The sequence below is a fragment of the Ruegeria sp. BJ3 genome (assembly GCF_056535665.1).
The window spans coordinates 3050572-3069560 of sequence record NZ_JBQFIT010000001.1 but is presented as its reverse complement, the minus strand read 5'-3'; the positions used below and the strand labels follow the sequence as shown (position 1 = coordinate 3069560).

Annotated in this window: 18 protein-coding genes; 8 read left to right on the top strand and 10 right to left on the bottom strand. The window is 62.9% G+C overall.

Annotated features, from left to right (window positions below; translation table 11 throughout):
* Window positions 1-64: 64 nt before the first annotated feature.
* On the bottom strand, window positions 65-928 hold the full coding sequence (locus tag ACR3EL_RS15445) for a branched-chain amino acid aminotransferase (RefSeq protein ID WP_170342152.1): 864 nt from the start codon (window positions 926-928) through the stop codon (window positions 65-67).
* A 58-nt stretch (window positions 929-986) separates the two neighbouring features.
* Window positions 987-1448, bottom strand: coding sequence for an Lrp/AsnC family transcriptional regulator (locus ACR3EL_RS15440; protein ID WP_170589561.1), 462 nt, complete (start codon window positions 1446-1448; stop codon window positions 987-989).
* Between the two features lie 129 nt (window positions 1449-1577).
* Between ACR3EL_RS15440 and ACR3EL_RS15435 the strand changes: the two genes are divergently transcribed.
* Entirely contained in the window at window positions 1578-2627 is a 1050-nt protein-coding gene (locus tag ACR3EL_RS15435; RefSeq protein WP_170342148.1) for a Glu/Leu/Phe/Val family dehydrogenase, read from the top strand.
* A 58-nt stretch (window positions 2628-2685) separates the two neighbouring features.
* Here the strand turns inward: ACR3EL_RS15435 and trpS are convergent, their stop codons facing one another.
* A complete protein-coding gene (gene trpS, locus ACR3EL_RS15430) occupies window positions 2686-3714 on the bottom strand; it encodes a tryptophan--tRNA ligase (protein WP_170342146.1) in 1029 nt (342 codons plus the stop codon).
* Between the two features lie 86 nt (window positions 3715-3800).
* Between trpS and ACR3EL_RS15425 the strand changes: the two genes are divergently transcribed.
* A complete protein-coding gene (locus ACR3EL_RS15425; protein ID WP_170342144.1) occupies window positions 3801-4487 on the top strand; it encodes a rhomboid family intramembrane serine protease in 687 nt (228 codons plus the stop codon).
* Between the two features lie 5 nt (window positions 4488-4492).
* Here the strand turns inward: ACR3EL_RS15425 and murJ are convergent, their stop codons facing one another.
* The 3 genes from murJ to ACR3EL_RS15410 are packed head-to-tail and all read right to left on the bottom strand — an operon-like array spanning window position 4493 to window position 9970.
* Entirely contained in the window at window positions 4493-6034 is a 1542-nt protein-coding gene (murJ, locus tag ACR3EL_RS15420) for a murein biosynthesis integral membrane protein MurJ (protein WP_480722208.1), read from the bottom strand.
* On the bottom strand, window positions 6031-8850 hold the full coding sequence (locus ACR3EL_RS15415; protein ID WP_480722207.1) for a [protein-PII] uridylyltransferase: 2820 nt from the start codon (window positions 8848-8850) through the stop codon (window positions 6031-6033). Before ACR3EL_RS15415 ends, murJ begins: the two co-directional genes overlap by 4 nt.
* Entirely contained in the window at window positions 8810-9970 is a 1161-nt protein-coding gene (locus ACR3EL_RS15410) for a penicillin-binding protein activator (RefSeq protein ID WP_093963441.1), read from the bottom strand. Before ACR3EL_RS15410 ends, ACR3EL_RS15415 begins: the two co-directional genes overlap by 41 nt.
* Before the next feature lie 88 nt (window positions 9971-10058).
* Here ACR3EL_RS15410 and rsmI point away from each other — a divergent pair, with 88 nt between their 5' ends.
* The 3 genes from rsmI to gshB all read left to right on the top strand — a co-directional run bounded on the left by rsmI (window position 10059) and on the right by gshB (window position 12283).
* Window positions 10059-10916 (top strand): 16S rRNA (cytidine(1402)-2'-O)-methyltransferase, encoded by an 858-nt coding sequence (gene rsmI / locus ACR3EL_RS15405; protein WP_170342138.1) that lies wholly within the window; start codon window positions 10059-10061, stop codon window positions 10914-10916.
* A 1-nt stretch (window position 10917) separates the two neighbouring features.
* Window positions 10918-11289, top strand: a complete 372-nt coding sequence (locus tag ACR3EL_RS15400; RefSeq protein WP_170342137.1) for a YraN family protein — start codon at window positions 10918-10920, stop codon at window positions 11287-11289.
* A gap of 61 nt (window positions 11290-11350) precedes the next feature.
* A complete protein-coding gene (gene gshB, locus ACR3EL_RS15395; RefSeq protein WP_170342135.1) occupies window positions 11351-12283 on the top strand; it encodes a glutathione synthase in 933 nt (310 codons plus the stop codon).
* On the opposite strand, the gene ACR3EL_RS15390 is transcribed toward gshB, so the two are convergent.
* The 4 genes from ACR3EL_RS15390 to cobU form a co-directional block, all read right to left on the bottom strand.
* Window positions 12280-13794: a YifB family Mg chelatase-like AAA ATPase gene (locus tag ACR3EL_RS15390; protein WP_170342133.1), complete on the bottom strand. Its 1515-nt coding sequence runs from the start codon at window positions 13792-13794 to the stop codon at window positions 12280-12282. The two genes, gshB and ACR3EL_RS15390, sit on opposite strands and share 4 nt — an antisense overlap.
* A gap of 64 nt (window positions 13795-13858) precedes the next feature.
* Window positions 13859-14737 carry a glutathione S-transferase gene (locus ACR3EL_RS15385; protein WP_170342131.1) on the bottom strand — a complete coding sequence of 293 codons (879 nt, stop codon included), beginning with the start codon at window positions 14735-14737 and terminating at the stop codon, window positions 13859-13861.
* 58 nt (window positions 14738-14795) lie between these two features.
* On the bottom strand, window positions 14796-15374 hold the full coding sequence (locus tag ACR3EL_RS15380; RefSeq protein ID WP_480722202.1) for a histidine phosphatase family protein: 579 nt from the start codon (window positions 15372-15374) through the stop codon (window positions 14796-14798).
* Window positions 15371-15892: a bifunctional adenosylcobinamide kinase/adenosylcobinamide-phosphate guanylyltransferase gene (gene cobU, locus ACR3EL_RS15375; protein ID WP_170342127.1), complete on the bottom strand. Its 522-nt coding sequence runs from the start codon at window positions 15890-15892 to the stop codon at window positions 15371-15373. Before cobU ends, ACR3EL_RS15380 begins: the two co-directional genes overlap by 4 nt.
* Before the next feature lie 101 nt (window positions 15893-15993).
* On the opposite strand from cobU, the gene ACR3EL_RS15370 reads away from it, so the two are divergent.
* The 3 genes from ACR3EL_RS15370 (at window position 15994) to coaBC (ending at window position 18954) form a co-directional block, all read left to right on the top strand.
* Window positions 15994-16872: an RNA polymerase factor sigma-32 gene (locus ACR3EL_RS15370; RefSeq protein ID WP_093963433.1), complete on the top strand. Its 879-nt coding sequence runs from the start codon at window positions 15994-15996 to the stop codon at window positions 16870-16872.
* The gene (locus ACR3EL_RS15365; RefSeq protein WP_170342125.1) at window positions 16869-17693 is read left to right on the top strand and encodes a ChaN family lipoprotein; all 825 of its coding nucleotides are present in this window, start codon (window positions 16869-16871) and stop codon (window positions 17691-17693) included. Before ACR3EL_RS15370 ends, ACR3EL_RS15365 begins: the two co-directional genes overlap by 4 nt.
* A 64-nt stretch (window positions 17694-17757) precedes the next feature.
* The gene (gene coaBC, locus ACR3EL_RS15360) at window positions 17758-18954 is read left to right on the top strand and encodes a bifunctional phosphopantothenoylcysteine decarboxylase/phosphopantothenate--cysteine ligase CoaBC (RefSeq protein ID WP_170342599.1); all 1197 of its coding nucleotides are present in this window, start codon (window positions 17758-17760) and stop codon (window positions 18952-18954) included.
* Window positions 18955-18989 lie beyond the last annotated feature (35 nt).

Here is an 18989-nt window from a genome sequence, read left to right as displayed (position 1 = left end):
CCGGTTTTCGGGATCATGCCCGAGCATTCGGTGTCTGGCAACTCGGGCCGCGACGGGCCTTCGCTTATTGGTTGCTGGCCGCCCAGTCCCAGTAGAGCGCGCGCGTGCGGCGCGTGATAGGGCCAATCTGATATTGCGTGTCGTCCAGTGCGGTCACGGGCGTGACCTTGTTCATGTTGCCGGACATGAACACTTCGTCGGCGTCGTGGAAATCGTCGAAGGTCAGAACAGTTTCGTGAACCGTCACACCGTCGCGCCGCAGATTGTCGATGTGCCGCGCACGGGTGATGCCTGCAAGGAAGGTGCCGTTCGGTGCCGGAGTAAACACCTCGCCATCCTTGGCCATGAAGATGTTGGCCGTTGCGGTTTCTGCCACGTTGCCCATGGCATCGGTCACCAATGCGTTTGAGAACCCCTTGGATCGTGCTTCCGCCAGCATTCGGGCGTTGTTTGGATAAAGGCACCCGGCCTTGGCGTTGACAACCGCGCTTTCCAGAACCGGGCGGCGGAAGCGGGTGGTCGTCAGCGTGACCGAGGCCGCCTCGGGCGCCATCGGGATTTCTTCGAGGCAGATGGCAAAGCCTGTGCTGTCACCCTGCGGCACGATCGCCGTCGCGTCTCCGTCGATCCCCCAGTACATAGGGCGAATGTAGACGGCGGCCTCGGTCGGGTAAGCTTCAAGACCTTCGCGGATCAGTTCGACCATCTGTTCGGTGGTCACGGTCGGAGTGAGCATCAGCGCCTCGGCCGAGCGGTTCACCCGGTCGCAATGCGCGGCCAGATCCGGGGTCATGCCATCAAATCGGCGGGCTCCGTCAAACACTGACGAACCCAACCAGGCCCCGTGGTCCGCAGCCCGCATGATCGGGGCATCGCTATCGTGCCATTTGCCATCGAAATAAGTGCGGATATTCTTGCCGACTGCCATTTTGCCCTCCGTCAATTCCGCCGAACCGTAGGAGCGCGCGCGCCTGAGGTCCAGCAGATTATCCCGTCGCCATAGGCAACACGTCGCGCTTGACCATTGCGCGCAGGGCGAAGTTGGAGCGCAGGTTGCGGATGCCGGGAATCTGCATCAGCCGATTTTCCAGAAACGCGTCAAAGGCGGTCAGGTCACGCGCCACGACACGCAGCAGGATGTCGCGCGAGCCGGTCATTAGGTAACACTCCATCACCTCATCGCATCGCAGGATGGCGCGTTCGAAGGCGTCGATGGCGTTGCGGTCCTGTTTCTCCAGTTCAACAGACACGAAAATCGTGACCCCAAAGCCCAGTTTCTCGGGGTCGACCTGCGCCGAATATCCGGTGATCACCCCGTCGCGGCGCAGGCGGTCCAGGCGTCGCGCGCAGGGCGTCGGCGACAGGCCAACCTTTTCGGCCAGGTCCAGAACGGTCATGCGCCCGTCCTGCTGCAGCGCGCGCACGATCTTGCGGTCGATCTGGTCCATGGAGAGAATCCCTAAAATGATCGGCTCAGATTACTATTATCTCCAAGAGAGATAAGTTGGCCAGCATGTATTGGCGAAAATCGCTCGGTCGGATGTGGCAGAATCCATCTGTCTTTCCGGAGGAGCAAAATGGAACTAACCACGATTGACGCGCCAGATCACGAGCGTGTGGTCGAATTCAAAGACGCCGCCAGCGGGCTTTCGGGCTTTGTGGCGATCCACTCCACGCAATTGGGGCCGGCAGCGGGCGGCGTGCGGATGCGCACCTATGGCCACCCGTCCGAAGCGCTGGACGATGCGCTGCGCCTGTCGCGGGGCATGACCTACAAGAACGCCGCGGCCGATCTGCCGCTGGGCGGGGGCAAGGCCGTGATCATCGGCGACCCGAGCGCGGACAAGACGCCCGGGCTGCTGCAAGCCTTTGGCCGCGTGGTCCAAAGCCTCGGCGGCCAGTACTGGACGGCCGAGGACATGGGGATGACCCCGGCCGACATGGCCCAGATCGGCACCGAAACCGAGTATGTCGCCGGTCTGCCCGATGGACCGTTCGCCAGCGGCGACCCGTCGCCCATCACTGCCCGCGGGATCTTCAACGCCATCCGCGTCACCGCGCGGCACCGGTTCGGGGCCGACGACCTGAGCGGCAAGACCGTCTCGGTGCAGGGGCTGGGCCATGTGGGCGAACATCTGTGCGCGCTGTTGCACGACGCCGGGGCGAAACTGGTGATCACCGACATCGATGCGGGCCAGACCGCCCGGCTGGCGGACCGGTTCGCGGCGCAGGCCGTCGCGCCCGATGCGATCTATGCGGCCCAGGCGGATATTTTCGCGCCCTGCGCCATCGGCGGCATCCTGAACGAAACCAGCATTCCGCTGCTGAAGGTCGGCGCGGTGGCCGGAGGGGCCAACAACCAATTGGCGACCGATGCCGACGCGCAGCGCCTGCATGACCGCGGCATCCTCTATGCTCCGGATTTCGTGGCCAATGGCGGCGGGATCGTGAACGTCGCGACCGAGATCCTGAAGATCAAGGATCGCGAAGCTTGGGTCGGTCAGCGGCTTGAGGCGCTGGAGCGGACGATGGACCGCATCCTGACCCGCGCCAAGGTCGATGGCGTCAGCCCCCATGCGGTGGCCGAATCCATCGTCGAGGAAAAACTGCACCCGCAGGCCGCCTGACCTGTAACGCAAAACGCCGCCCCTTGCCGGGGGCGGCGCTGCAGTTTCTGTCTGGTGCTCAGGCGCGGCCGGCGCCCACCATCCCCACGATTTCGTAGGTGCGGCTGAGGATCGGAGCCGCGATTTCCCGCGCCCGTTCCGCGCCACGGTCCAGGATCCTGTCGATCTCGGCCTGATCGCCCATCAGTCGCGCCATCTCGGTCGAGATCGGCGACAGCTTTGCGACCGCCAGATCGGCCAGCATCGGCTTGAATTCACCGAACTGCTTGCCCCCGACCTCGGCCAGAACCTGCTCGACCGTCTGATCGCTGAGCGCGGCATAGATGTTGACCAGGTTGCGCGCCTCGGGGCGGTCTTCCAACCCGTCCACCTCCGAGGGCAGGGCGTCGGGGTCGGTCTTGGCCTTGCGGATCTTCTTGGCGATGGTGTCGGCATCGTCGGTCATGTTGATCCGGCTCATATCGGACGGGTCCGACTTGGACATCTTCTTGGCCCCGTCGCGCAGGCTCATCACGCGGGTCGCCGCGCCCTCGATCACCGGCTCGGTGATCGGGAAGAAATCGACGCCATAGTCGTGGTTGAACTTGATGGCGATGTCGCGGGTCAGCTCAAGATGCTGTTTCTGGTCGTCGCCCACCGGGACATGGGTCGCGTGATAGACCAGAATGTCGGCGGCCATCAGCGAGGGATAGGCGAAAAGGCCCAGCGAGGCGTTCTGCTGGTTCTTGCCCGCCTTGTCCTTCCACTGGGTCATGCGCTGCATCCAGCCCATGCGCGCAACACAGTTGAAGATCCAGGCCAGTTGCGCGTGCTCGGGCACCTGTGACTGGTTGAACAGGATCGACTGCTCCGGGTCGATGCCGGCGGCGATGAAGCCCGCGCACAGCTCGCGCGTGGAATGCGCCAGTTCTTTGGGGTCCTGCCAGACGGTGACCGCGTGAAGATCGACCATGCAGTACACGGTCTCCATCTCCGGCCCCTGCATATCCACAAAACGCTTGAGCGCACCAAGGTAGTTGCCAAGATGCAGGTTTCCCGAGGGCTGAATGCCGGAAAACACGCGCGGCGTGAACTTGGTTTCGGTCATGGAAGGGAACTCCCGTCTGGAAAAATAAGCCTCCGTCGCTTACCCATGAGGCAAAGGGACGTCAACAGCCGCGAAAGGCCCGCCCAATGAGCAGCGAGCATTACACACCCCCCGTGAACCCCCTGCCGCCCGTGGTGGTGGCGCTGGTCTTGTTCATCATGGGGATCGAACTGGCCTTCACCCTCGGCACGCGCGGCCTGGTCGGCGGACCGGGCGCGGTGGGATGGCGGCTAGAGGCGATTCAGCGCTATTCCTTCTCGGCCGACATCTTCGACTGGATGGTGATGAACGGGCGTTGGCCGGTCGAGCATGTGATCCGGTTCTTCACCTACCCCTTCGTGTCAGGCAGCTTTACCCAGGCGCTTTTTGTCTGCGTCTTTGTTTTGGCGATGGGCAAGATGGTGGGTGAGGTCTTTGGCGGTTTTGCGATGCTGGTGATCTTTGTGCTGTCCGGCGTGGGCGGGGCGCTGGCCTATGCGGTGCTGCTGGACCCGCGCTATCCGCTGGTCGGGGGCTTCCCGCCGGTCTACGGCCTGATCGGCGCGTTCACCTGGCTGCTATGGCGCAGGCTGTCGCTGGTCGGAGAGAACCAGGCGCGGGCGTTCCAGTTGATCGCGGTGCTGATGGGTATCCAACTGTTGTTCGGGCTGATCTTCGGCGGCACCTCGGATTGGGTGGCCGATCTGGGTGGGTTCGCGACCGGGTTCGGGCTGTCGTTTTTCGTGGCGCCGGGCGGATGGGCGCGGCTGGTGGGGCGTATTCGGCGGGACTGAGGTGGTCAGGACCTTCGCAGGGCGGACCGGAACTCGGACAGGCGGAATGCGCCCAGCAGGTGGCCCAGAAGGAAGTAAGATACCGCGGCGACCACGATCAGGCCCAGCAAGGCCAGATAGCGCCAGCCCGGAACCTCGAACGTCCAACCGAACAGCTGCATCGCCGCGATCAGCAACACGCCCATTCCTATTGAGGCGGCCAATATCCTGGGCGCGCGGCGCTTGAAACGGTCGTCGAAACGGGCTTCGTCGCCCATGCGCCGGGCGCCCAGTGCCAATTGCGCCACCATGCCCCACCCGGCGGCCGAGGCCGCGATGGCCGGGGCGATCCAGCCGACGATCGGGTACAGCCCAAAGGCCAGAACAGCGTTGATGACCATCGCCACCACGGCATACCGGAAGGGCGAGCGGGTATCCTCACGCGCGAAGAACAGCGGTTGCAGCAGCTTTTGCAGCATGAAAGCCGGCAGTCCGATGCCATAGACCGCCACGGCCAGAGCGGTGGCAGCCGTGTCTTCGGGTGTGAACTGTCCACGCTCGAACAGGACCGAGACCAGTGGCGCGGGGATAAGCACGAAGGCCACGGTTGCCGGAATAGTCAGCAGTAGGGTGAACTCTCCGGCGCGGGAAAAGGCGTTGCGCGCGCCATCGCCGTCCCCCGCGCGCAGGCGGCGCGACAGGTCGGGCAACAGCACGATGCCAACGGCGATGCCGACCACGCCCAGCGGCAGCTGATACAGCCGGTCGGCGGCAAAGAGCCAGCTGATGGCCTTTTCGGTCTTTGACGCGACCAGTTGCCCAACAACGAGATTGACCTGCGTCACACCCATGGCAAGTGCCGCCGGTACCGCGATCCGAACCATGTTGCGCATTTCAGGGCTGAGCTTCGGCCGGCCGAACCGGATGCGAATTCCGGCGCGTTCGGTGGCGACCCAAACCAGCGCCAGTTGAGCGACCCCGGCAATGGGTATGACGGCGATGAGCCAACGGATGACCTCGCCACCGGTTGCCGCGCCTACGATCAGTGCCGTGCAGGCGAAGATGTTCAGCAGGACCGGCGCCGCCGCCGCGGCGGCAAAGCGGCCTGTGGCATTGAGAACCCCGGAAAACAGCGCGGCCAGGGACATGAACAGAATGTAGGGAAAGACGACATATCCGTAGTCGACCGCCAGATCGAAACGTTCGTCGCCATAAAACCCCTCGGCAGTCAGCCAGACCAGCCCCGGCATGAAGACCATGGCCAGCCCGACCAGCGCCAGAACGGCCGCCGCCAGCAGGTTGAACGCGTCCTGCGCAAACCCCTGCGCGTCTTCGCCCCCTTCCAACCGTTTCGAGAACATCGGAACGAAGGCTGCGTTGAAAGCGCCCTCGGCGAAGAACCGGCGGAACATGTTGGGCAGGCGGAAGGCTGCGACGAAAGCATCCATGACCGGCCCCGGCCCGATATAGGCTGTCAGCAGAATTTCCCGCAGAAAGCCCAGAATACGGCTGGCAATGGTCCAGAACCCGACCGTGAACAGGCCCGAGAACAGGCGGATCTGCTTCATGAGGCCGCTCGCTCGGCGCCTTCGGTGATCGCGGTGCGCAGCTTGGCTTCCAGCGTCCTCTGCTTGGCCTCCGAGTGGTATTTGAGCCCGAACATGTCCTTGACGTAGAACGTATCCACCACCTGCTCGCCATAGGTCGCGATCACGGCATTGGCGATATAGACATTGGCGGCGGCAAGGGTCCGGGCCAGATCATAGAGCAGGCCCGGCCGGTCGCGGGTATCGACTTCGATGATCGTGTAGATCTCGGACCCTTCATTGTCGAAGGTGATGTGCGTCGGGACGTTGAACGCCTTTTCCCGCTTCTTGATCTTGTCGCGGGACCTGAGCGCCTCGCGGGCCACCACTTCGCCCTTGAGGGTGCGGTGGATCATCTGGGTCAGGCGCGGCAGACGCGACAACTCGAACGGGTGTCCGTCAGCGTCCTGAATCCAGAACGCGTCGGTCACGTAGCCGTCCTTGGTGGTATAGCTGCGGGCATCAACCACGTTTGCGCCCACGAGCGCCAGTGCGCCGGCGATGCGGGCAAAGATACCTGGGTGGTCGGCCATCGCGAAGCAGGCGCGGGTGGCGTCGCGATCCTCGTCTGGTTGCAGGCGGATCTCCATCGCGCCGGGGTCACCGTCGGCTTCCAGTGCGCGCAACATCTCAGCGAATTCGACATGGGTCGAGAGGTTGAGCCCCTGCCAATACGGATCATAGTGCCGCCCGGTTTCCGTCTTGAGATCGGCCTTGGACCAGGCAGACAACGCGTCACGCAGCGCTTTCTTGGCCTCGGCGCCACGATTGGCACGGTTGAGGTCCTCCATGCCGGTTTCCAGCGCGCGCTTGGTTTCCGCATGCAAGGCCCGTAGCAGGGTGGCCTTCCAGTTGTTCCAGGTGTTCGGCCCAACGCCGCGGATGTCGCAGACTGTCAGGACAGTCAGCAGATCCAGCCGTTTGACGGTCTGAACCGCCTTGGCAAAGTCGCGCACAGTGCGTGGGTCCGAGATGTCGCGCTTCTGTGCCATGTCCGACATCAGCAGGTGATAGCGCACCAGCCATTCGACGGTTTCGCATTCTTTCTTGTTCAGCCCCAGCCGAGGCGCGACCGTCCGTGCGATCTTGGCCCCCAGGATCGAGTGATCCTCGGGGCGGCCCTTGGCGATGTCGTGCAACAGCAAAGCGACGTAAAGCACACGCCGGTTCACTCCGCCCTCGAGGATCGACGAAGCCAGCGGCAGCGCTTCGACAAGTTCGCCCCGTTCTATCTGCGCCAGGTTGATGATGCACTGGATCGTGTGCTCGTCCACCGTGTAGCTGTGGTACATATTGAACTGCATCATCGCCACGATGTGCTCGAACTCGGGGATGAAGGCCGACAGAACGCCCAACTCGTTCATGCGGCGCAGCGCGCGTTCGGGATTGCCGTGTTTCAGCATCAGATCCAGAAAGATGCGCCTCGCCTCTTTGTCGTTGCGCATTTCGTCATCGATCAGGTGCAGGTTGGCCGTGACTAGTCGCATTGCATCGGGATGGATCAGCATACCCGTGCGCAGACCTTCCTCGAACAGACGCAGTAGATTCAGCTTGTCGGACAGAAAGCTTTTTGGGTCGGCCACATCCAGCCGGCCATGAACAACCTTATAGCCCGCCTTGACCCGTGGCTTGCGGCTGAAGATGCGTTCCAGCAACGGCGCGTTTTTCATATGTGCTGCTTCAAGCTTGGTCAGGAAGATCCGTGTCAGCTCGCCCACTTGAGTGGCTTCTCGGAAATAGCGCTGCATGAAGATTTCGACGGCCCGGCGGCCCGCTCGGTCTTCGTAACCCATCCGGTCGGCCACCTCGACCTGCAGATCAAAGGTCAGCTGTTCGGTTGCGCGCCGTGTCACCAGATGAAGATGCGAACGTACGGCCCAAAGGAAGTCTTCGGCCTGCACGAACGTGTTGAATTCGTCTTGGGTGAACAGCCCCAGCGGGACAAGTTCAGCCACGTCGTGAACGCCGTAGATGTATTTGGCGATCCAATACAGCGACTGCAGGTCACGAAGGCCGCCTTTGCCTTCTTTCACGTTCGGTTCGACCATGTAACGCTCGCCCTGCTTGTGGTGGCGTTCGTCGCGTTCATGCAGTTTGGCTTCGATGAATTCGCGTTCGGTTCCTTTGAACAGCTCGGATTTCAGCCGGCTTTCCAGCTCATCGGCCAGGTCCCGATCACCGGCCAGATAGCGCTGTTCCAGCATCGCTGTCCGGATCGTGAAATCCTCGTCTCCCAGACGCAGGCAATCACGGATCGTGCGCGAGGAATGCCCGACTTTCAGCCGCAGATCCCAGAGAATGTACAGCATCGACTCGATCACGCTCTCGGCCCAGGCCGTGATCTTGTAGGGAGTCAGAAACAGCAGATCGACATCCGAAAACGGCGCCATCTCGCCGCGCCCATAGCCGCCCACCGCCAAAACCGCCATCTTCTCGCCCTGGGTCGGGTTGGCCAATGGATGCAGATGCTGTCCGGCCACAGTCATCGCGGCGCAGACCAGCCCATCGGTCAGATAGGTGTAGGACCGCGTTAACGGCCGGGCGTCGAAGGGCCGGGCGGCGAACGCCTCCTCGATGGCCTGACGCCCAGATTTCTGAGCATCCCGCAGAATCCGGACGGCCTCGTTTCGGGCTGCGGCCGTTTCCGGAATGTCTTTCAGGGCCTTCGACAGCAGCGCGTTGACCTTTTCGCCATCGAAGATTTCGCTGGCGTCGCAGATCAATGCGCCAGCCGGCGCGGGGATCGTCACAAGCTGATCAGAAACCGGCGCCAGAGAAGCTTTGCGGGGCAGGGTCAATCACAACTACCTGTTTGTTCTGGATCGTGGCCACGGCCAGACCTCGTTCATTCGTACCGTTCGGGCGCAGACGGAAAATTCCGCCAACACCTTGGAACCCGGCATTCTGGGTCAGGGCCGCAGCGGAAAGGGCATTGGACTTGCCTTGGCTGGCCAGAGCGCCGATGGCAGCGATGCCGTCATAGGCCAGGCCGCTGATCGGATGCGGTGCCTCGCCATAGGTCGCGTTGTAGCGCACGCGATAGGCCTGGGCCTTGGCGGGGTCGGGCAAGGCAAACCACCCGCCCTGCACGCCCGGTAGTTCCAGCGTCTGGGCCGGAATATCCCAGCGGGTCAGGCCAATATATTGCACGGTTGCCGGAGAGACACCGGTCTCGGGCAGCAACTGGCTGAAGAGCGGCAGCGCACCGGCGGTCGTGGCGGTCAAAAAGAGTGAATCCGCCCCCGTCGAGTCCACAGTTGCCTTGATTGCAGGGATGGCGTCGATCACACCCTGCTGAGATCGATCAAAACCGACCACACCCGCATTCGCCACTCGGCTGTTGCCAAGGGCGTTCGAGATTGCCGCCTGGCCCAATTGGCCTGCCGCATCATTGCTGTGCACGATGACTGTGCTTTTCTTTCCCTGTTTGCCGGCGTAGCTGACAAGCCGGTTAGCCGTGTTGTCGAAGGTCGGGCCAAGGACAAACACGTTTCCGCCGGCAATGCTTGTATTGTTCGAGAAGGACAGAACGTTCACATTCTTGCTCAGAACCGCAAGGCCCGCAGCATTTGCAGCCTGCGCGTAGACCGGCCCCAGAATGACCTTTGCGCCGTCGGCAACGGCCTGCTGCGCAACTGCGGCTGCCGTGTTCGGATTGCCGGCAGTGTCATAGACGCGAAGATCGATCTTGACGTTGTTCAGATCGGCCATGGCCAGCCGGGCAGCGTTCTCAAGGCTTTGCGCCAACGCGGCGTCGCCCGATTTGGGCACCAGCAGGGCTACGGGGATCGGCTCTGATGTATCTATCGACGGTCCGCGCCCGGTGGCGCCGGGTTCGCAGGCGGCCAAAAATGCCGCCGCGGTCAGGCCGATGGCGATTTTCGCCAGTTTGCGAACGGGCTTGCAAACGGTAAACATCTAAATGAAAACTCCCTGATCCGGCGGCAAAGAACGCTGCTGTTCTATCACGCCGCGATAATAAACGTCACGCTGCGAGGGTCCAGCTTTGAATTTCCAAAAGGTAAGATTGGCTGGGGGGCTGTATTTTGTTGCCACTCCGATCGGAACGGCGCGCGACATTACGCTCAGGGCGCTGGACGTTCTGGCCTCGGCGGATGTGATTGCGGCGGAAGATACACGCAGCCTGCGCAGACTGATGGAGATTCACGGTGTACCCCTCGAAGGGCGGCGCATCCTGGCCTATCACGACCACAGCGGCACGGCTGCGCGTGAAAAACTGATTGCCGAACTGTCAAAGGGCAAGTCCGTGGCCTACGCGTCCGAGGCCGGCATGCCCCTGATCGCCGATCCGGGATACGACCTGGGCAAACAGGCGGCCGAGGCCGGATTCACCGTGACCTGCGCGCCGGGACCCTCGGCGGCGCTGACCGCCCTGACGCTTGCCGGGTTGCCGACCGATGCCTTCTTCTTTGCAGGGTTCCTACCGAATGCGGCCGGCGCGCGCCGGTCGCGGATCGACGCGCTGCGGGACATTCCGGGGACACTTGTGTTTTACGAATCCCCCAAACGCCTGGCGGCGTGCCTGGCGGACCTGGCGCAGGTTCTGGGCGGTGATCGGCAGGCGGCCATGTGCCGGGAACTGACCAAGAAGTTCGAGGAAGTCCGGCGGGGTAGCCTGGCAGAGCTGTCCGAACAGTATCGAGATGCCACTGTGAAGGGCGAGATCGTCTTGCTGGTGGACCGTGCCCATTCACAAGCCGTTAACGATTCAGATGTAGAAGAAGCGTTGCGACAGGCTCTGGAAACGCACTCGGTCCGGGATGCGGCAGATCTGGTGTCCAGGATGTATGATTTGCCAAGGCGGCCGATTTACCAGAAGGCCTTGCAACTGGGAAAGGGATGACATGGCGCGACGGTCGGTCCAAGGCTCGGTTTCCTATCACGCCGGGCAGGCGGCCGAGCACAGCGTCGCTGCCGACTACGAAAGCCGAGGGTTCAAGGTCTGTCACAGGCGCTGGCGCGGCGCCGGGGGCGAGATCGACCTGATCGTTCGGGATGCGCAGGGCCTTGTTTTCGTCGAGGTCAAGAAAAGCCAAAGCTTTGACACTGCCGCCGCGCGGATCAGCAAGCGTCAGATCGACAGAATATATGCCTCGGCGGCGCAGTATTTGGCGCAGGAACCGGGCGGGCAGCTGACCAATGTCCGGTTCGATGCGGCGCTGGTGGATGCAACAGGCGCAGTGCAAATCGTCGAAAACGCCTTTGGTCAGGGCTGATCGCCATTGAACACCCGTCCCCGCTGGGCCATGTATCTGGCGTGACTACGAGGGACACGCCATGAAAATCGCCTTTCAGATGGACCCGATCGGGGCCGTGGACATCAATGCCGACAGCTCGTTCCGGCTGGCCGAAGAAGCCCAGGCCCGTGGGCACCAGCTGTTTTACTACGGACCTGATCAACTGGCCTATCAAGAGGGGCGCATCACCGCCCGCGGTCACGACATGACGGTGCAACGGGTTGCGGAGCAGCCGGCGGTTCTGGGACCTGAGCGCGAGGTTGATCTGGCGGATTTCGATGTCGTCTGGCTGCGGCAGGACCCGCCGTTCGACATGCACTATATCACCTCGACGCACCTGCTGGATCGGTTGCGCGGACAGGCGCTGGTGGTGAATGATCCGTTCTGGGTGCGCAACTACCCGGAAAAATTGCTGGTTCTGGATTTTCCCGACCTGACACCGCCCACCACGATCGCCCGCGATCTGCGGACCATCAAGGCGTTCAAGGAAAAGCATGGAGACATCATCCTCAAGCCGCTCTATGGCAACGGCGGGGCCGGCGTGTTCCGGCTGGATGCCGATGACCGCAACCTGACCTCGTTGCACGAGCTGTTCACGGGCTTCTCGCGAGAGCCGCTGATCGTTCAGAAATTCCTGCCGGATGTGCGCAACGGCGACAAACGGGTGATCCTGGTCGATGGCGAGCCGGTCGGTGCGATCAACCGCGTTCCGGCCGAGGGTGAGACCCGGTCGAACATGCATGTGGGCGGCCGTCCCGAAAAGATCGGGCTGACCGACCGCGATCTTGAAATCTGCGCGGCCATCGGCCCACTGCTGAAGGAAAAGGGCCAGATCTTTGTGGGTATCGACGTGATCGGAGATTATCTGACAGAAATCAACGTGACCTCGCCCACCGGAATCCAGGAATTGGAGCGGTTCAACGGTACAAATATTGCCGAAAAGATCTGGCAGGCGATCGAGGCCAAGGTCTAAGCCGAAACTCGCGCGCTGATCCTGTAGCTCAGCGCCTCGGCCACATGCGGGCGGCGCACATCGGGCGCGCCCTCGAGATCGGCAATGGTGCGGGCCACGCGCAGGATGCGGTGGTAAGCCCGTGCCGACAGGCCGAACCGCTCGGCCGCCTTGACCAGCAGGTCCTTGCCCTCGGCATCTGGTGCGGCGACCTCTTCCAGCAGATTGCCCTCGATATCGGCGTTCTGGCGAATCCCGGGCGTGTTCTGAAAGCGCCGGGCCTGAACACCGCGCGCCTGTTGCACCCGCGCGGCGACGGTGGCCGAGCTGTCGCCGGATGGCGGCAGGTCAAGGTCGGTAAAGCCCACGGGCGGCACTTCGATCCGTAGGTCGAACCGGTCCATCAGCGGCCCCGAGATGCGGCCCAGATAGTCCTCGCCGCAGACGGTTGCGCGCGAGCAGGCGCGGGACGGGTCGCTGAGATATCCGCATTTGCAGGGGTTCGCCGCCGCCACCAACATGAACCGGCAGGGGTATTTTACATGGGCGTTGGCGCGGGCGACCATGACTTCGCCGGTCTCGATGGGCTGGCGCAGGGTTTCCAGAACCGTGCGTGGAAATTCGGGGAATTCGTCCATGAACAGGACGCCGTTGTGGGCCAGGGAAATCTCGCCGGGTTTCGCGCCTTTTCCGCCGCCCACGATCGCCGCCATCGACGCCGTATGATGCGGTTCGCGGAACGGGCGGGTCCGGCTGATGCCGCCTTCGTCCAGCATGCCGCACAGCGATTGGATCATCGAGGTCTCGAGCGCTTCGGTGGGCGTCAGCGGCGGCAGAATGCCGGGCAAGCGGGCGGCGAGCATGGATTTGCCCGATCCCGGCGTGCCGATCATGATCATGTGGTGACGGCCGGCCGCTGCGATTTCCAATGCGCGTTTTGCCCGTTCCTGCCCTTTTACGTCGCGCAGATCGCGGGTCGAGGGCTCCAACCTGACCTCGCCGGGCTGGGCGACCGGCAGGGGCGACTGGCCGGTGAAATGGCGCACGACGTCGGCCAGGGACGCGGCCCCGATCACCTGGGTCGCGTCGACCCAGGCCGCCTCGGCACCTGACACGCGCGGACACAGCAGCGTGCGGCCCTCGGCCGCGGCGGTCATCGCGGCGGGCAGGGCGCCGGCCACGGGCACCAATGAGCCGTCCAGCGAAAGCTCGCCCAGAGCCATGGTGGCTTCGGCGGCGTCGGCGGGCAGGATGTCGATGGCACAGAGCAGGGCCAGCGCGATCGGCAGGTCGAAATGGCTTCCCTCCTTGGGCAGGTCAGCGGGCGACAGGTTGATCGTGATGCGTTTGGAGGGCAGCGCAATGGCCATCGCGCTGAGCGCACTGCGCACGCGTTCGCGGGCCTCGGACACGGCCTTGTCCGGCAGGCCGACGATTGAAAAGGCGGGCAGCCCGGGAGAGACGGCGCATTGCACCTCGACCGGGCGGGCCTCGACCCCCTGAAAAGCAACGGTATGAGCGCGGGCGACCATGGCGATCCTGTTCTTGGTTAATAGGACCTTGCTGCCATGGCGTCGGTTTAGGAATGGTTAACGGTCACACCGCTTGCCGGATCATTTGCGTGAATTTCGGCCACGCTCCGGGGTCGGCCACGGTTTTGTCGCGGCAGAAGGTGTTGCAGAAGCCCCATCGTTTGCCATCCAGCTCCAGAAATGCGGTCACCGGCTTGCCGGAATAGGGGCAGCGGTCATTGACCGAAGGCCCCGCCTCAACCGCGCGGGCCGTCGAGGCTCCGCCGACCGGCCAAGGCTCGGCGTCGAGCGGCTGGTCATAGGGGAAAGGGTCGTGGTCGACAGTCAGCCCCATCGCGCGCCATTGCCGAACTGCCGGGTCCGACAACAATTCCATGCAGTAGTCGTGGTTCTGCACGGATACGGGCAGACCGTAGCCGATGATCCGGGCCGCGATCGGCGTATAGAACACATCGGCCAGCGAATAGCTGCCGAACAACGGGCCGGACGTCGTGCCCGAGATCTTGCGCGCATGCGCCCACAAGGTCTCGATCCGGGTCAGATCGGCGCGGGTTTCGGCGGACGCCTCGAACCCTTTCCAGCGGTGTTTGAGTTGCATGGGGCAGGCCGACCGCAGCGCATGGAACCCGGCGACCATCTCGGCACACAGCCAACGGGCGGTTGCGCGGGCGGCGGCGTCCTGCGGCCAAAGCTCCGCATCGGGGTGGCGTTCAGCCAGCGTCTCGGCCATGGCGAGGCTTTCGCCGACCACCGTGCCTTCGGGCAGGCGTAGCGCGGGGACCAGACGGGCCGGGGCCAGCGGCTGCATGTCCCGGGCCATCGTGCCCGAATACAGGCCGATCATGTGGGTCGTGTAGGGCAGGCCGAATTTTTCCAGCATCAGCCAGCCGCGCATGGACCAACTGGAAAACAGGCGGTCCCCGATGAAAAGGTCATATGTCATGGCCCGAGGATGGCCGAACTTCTGGAATCAGTAAAACGCCGATTTGTGCGTGTTGCGTTCACGGAAGATGATTGATCCGGCCGGTCGACCAAGTTCTGCCGTCAAAGGCCAGCTCGGTCACCGACAGGTTGTCGATGCGATGGGCAAAGGTCCGTTGCGCGTCCAGGTCAAGGGCGCGCTGTACCTGGGTCAGGATTACGCCGAAATGGGCCACGATCACCAGATCGGCGCCTGTGTGCATACCGATCAACCCGTCGATCGCCGCGTCGACCCGCGCGCGGACCGCGTTCCAGCTTTCGCCGTTGGGCGGGCGCACGTCGCCGGGGCTGTCCCAATAGGCAAAGGCCAGTTCGGGGTCTTCGGCCTCGATCTCGGCGAATGCGCGCATCTCCCACGTGCCGAAATGGATCTCGCGCAGGTCGGGATGGTGCGGCAGCCGGCGGCGCGTGCCCTGAATGGCCGTGGCCGTATCCGCGGCGCGCGACAGGTCCGACGAAATGACCAGCGCATCCTGCGGCAGGTGGTCATGCAGGCGCGCGAGGGCTGCGTGGTCGCTCAGGTCGGCGGGAATATCGGACCATCCCACCATCGTTTTGGCATGGGTCGGGCCGTGGCGGACAAGGTGCAACCGGGTCACGGCAACTGGCCTTTCAAAACCTGCGGTAGTCCCGCGATGACCTGAACCACAAGGCCGGCTTGGGCGGCGAGGGCGATGTTCAACCGCCCCTGCGCCTCGCGGAACTTGCGGGCCAGCGCATTGTCGGGGACGATACCGTGCCCCACTTCGTTCGAGACGATAATGACCTGCGCGGGGCAGGTCCGTAGCGCGGCCAGAAGGGCGGCCTGTTCCTGTTCAAGATCGCTGTCGGCCAGCAGGTGATTGCTGAGCCACATCGTGGCGCAATCGATAAGACAGACCTGATCCCGGCTCAGCCCCGCCAGCGCCGGGCGCAGATCCATCGGGGCTTCGATCGTGGCCCAGCCGTCGCCTCTTTGGTCCACATGGCGCCTGATTTTTAGGCGCATCTCATCATCAAACACTTGTGATGTTGCCAGATAGACGCGGGTTTTTCCTGTTGAAACAACGAATTGCTCGGCAAATGCAGATTTTCCCGATGCCGCGCCTCCCAGCACAAAGGTTAAATCGGGATGCATTTTTTACTACCTTTACAGTGATCCACCCGGTGCGCCCTTGCGTATCGACCATACGTCGGCAAGGCAAGACCGGCGGCGCCTACGACAGATGGGAGAGCTGCATGGCACTGGATAACCCGAACGACTTCTCGATGTCCCGGCAGGCTATGAAAGCCGAATTGCTGGATGCGGAAACCGAATTGCGCCTGGCCTATGCCTGGCGAGACGAGCGCGACGAACAGGCCCTTCACCGGTTGATAACGGCCTATATGCGTCTGGCCATTTCAATGGCGGCCAAGTTCAAACGCTACGGCGCGCCGATGAATGACCTGATCCAAGAGGCCGGGCTGGGCCTGATGAAGGCCGCTGACAAATTCGACCCGGATCGCGGAGTCCGCTTTTCGACCTATGCGGTGTGGTGGATCAAGGCCAGCATTCAGGATTACGTGATGCGCAACTGGTCGATGGTACGGACCGGTTCGACATCGTCCCAGAAATCCCTTTTCTTCAACATGCGTCGCGTGCAGGCCCGCCTGGAGCGCGAAGCCGCGACCGATGGCGTTGAATTGGACCGCCATCAACTGCACCAGATGATTGCGGCCGAGATCGGTGTGCCGCTGCGCGATGTGGAAATGATGCACGGCCGGTTGGCCGGCTCAGACTTTTCCCTGAACGCCGTTCAATCGGCTGACGAGGATGGTCGCGAGTGGATCGACGCGTTGGAGGATGATCGCGAGCAAGCTGCGGAAACTGTCGAGAACAGCCACGATACCCGCCAATTGCGCGAATGGTTGATCACGGCGATGCAGGCGCTCAACGATCGGGAACGGTTCATCGTGCGCGAGCGCAAGCTGCGTGAGCCGGCGCGCACATTGGAAAGCCTGGGTCAGGAACTGGGTTTGTCCAAGGAACGCGTGCGACAGCTTGAGGCAGCGGCGTTCGTGAAGATGCGCAAGAACCTTGAAGCTCAATCGCGCGAGGTGCAACACTTCTTCGCATGAGACATCTTGCGATTCTGACGACGGCCGTGCTGTCGCTGACACTTTTGACCCGGCCAGTTCTGGCCGGGGACCTTATCCCCGACGATATATTGGCACAGATGAGGGACGCCGATGTCGTGATCCTTGGCGAAATTCACGACAACCCCCTACATCACCTGGTCCAGACCGAAGCGATTGCGGACATCGATCCGTCTGCAATGGTCTGGGAAATGGTGACCGAGGAAGGGGCTCAGAGACTGGCGCAGACTGCCGCCTCGAACCCCGAGGAGCTGTCACGCATCCTGAGATGGGCCGAAACGGGATGGCCGCCGCTCAGCATGTATTACCCTGTTTTCCAAGCATCAGAGGCTCCGGTATACGGAGCGATGGTGCCACGCGCGGCTGCGCGTGCGGCGATGGAACGGGGTGCCGCAACGACTCTGGGCGCGGATGCGGCGCGATATGGGTTGAACATTCCGTTGGCTCCCGAGGATCAAGCGGCGCGCGAGGCCGAGCAATTGGCAGCGCATTGCAACGCACTTCCCGCCGAGGCCTTGCCGCAACTGGTGGCGATCCAGCGTCTGCGCGATGCTGTTCTGACCCGGGCCATTCTGCGTGCAATTGATGAAACCGGCGGTCCGGTGGCGGTGATTACCGGAAACGGGCATGCGCGCAAGGATCAGGGCATTCCGACCTTTCTGTCGCGCCTGCGTCCGGGCCTGAAGGTCTTTGTTCTCGGTCAGGCCGAAGACGGTGTCGTGACCGGTGAATTTGACGCGGTGATTGACAGCCCCGCGGCCGAACGCGAAGACCCTTGCAAGGCCTTCGAGTCCCAGAATTAAGCGCTGGAACTCGGGGCATGGGTTGCATAGTGTCGAGGCCGAGCACGACCGGGAAGGGCTGAACATGCTGGCATCCAAACGGATCCTCCTGATCCTTGGCGGTGGGATCGCGGCCTACAAATCGCTGGATCTGATCCGAAGGTTGAAGGAGCGCGGGGCGGCAGTGACCCCGGTCCTGACCCGCGCTGCCGAAGAATTCGTGACCCCTTTGTCCGTGTCTGCACTTGCCGGTGAAAAAGCTTATCGTGATCTGTTCGACCTGACGGACGAGGCCGAGATGGGACATATCCAGCTGTCACGTTCGGCTGATCTGATCGTCGTGGCCCCGGCGACTGCGGATTTGATGGGAAAGATGGCCGGGGGTCTGGCCAATGATCTGGCATCGACCCTGTTGATGGCCACGGATACCCCTGTTTTATGTGCGCCGGCGATGAACGTGCGGATGTGGAACCATCCGGCAACTCGCCGGAACCACAAGCAGTTGATCGCGGACGGCGTCCGGTTTGTCGGACCCAATGACGGTGACATGGCTTGTGGCGAGTTCGGCCCCGGCCGCATGTCAGAACCTCTCGAAATCGTGGCGGCGGTCGAGTCTGCCTTGTCGGATGGCCCACTGAAGGGTAAGCGGATTCTCGTGACGTCGGGGCCGACGCATGAGCCGATTGATCCGGTTCGGTACATCGCAAACCGATCCTCGGGGGCGCAGGGGACGGCGATTGCCAACGCTTTGGCGGCCCTGGGGGCCGAAGTCGTTTTCGTAACCGGCCCCGCGGATGTGCCACCACCCCAGGGCGTCCAGGTTGTGCAGGTTGAGACTGCGCAACAAATGTCGGATGCGGTGGACGCGGCTCTGCCGGTGGATGCGGGCGTGTTTGCCGCAGCCGTGGCCGATTGGCGGGTAGACGGGGCATCAGACCGCAAGTTGAAGAAAAGCCGCGACGGAATGCCTGCCCTGCAATTTGCCGAAAACCCGGACATCCTCAAACGGATTTCGCATCTGGAGACCGGCCGACCTAGCTTGGTCGTGGGTTTCGCCGCCGAGACGGATGATGTGATCGCCCACGCAACCGCCAAGCGGGCGCGCAAAGGGTGCGATTGGATTCTGGCCAATGATGTCAGTCCGGTGACCGGCATCATGGGTGGGGCCGAAAATGCGGTCGTGCTGATATCGGATGCGGGTGCCGAGGAGTGGCCGCGCATGGGCAAGGACGCAGTGGCCGTACGGCTGGCGGAAAAGATCGCGGCCGCGCTGGCGCTGTGATGCGGTTGTTTGACAGAAGATGAAGGTTGGGATGC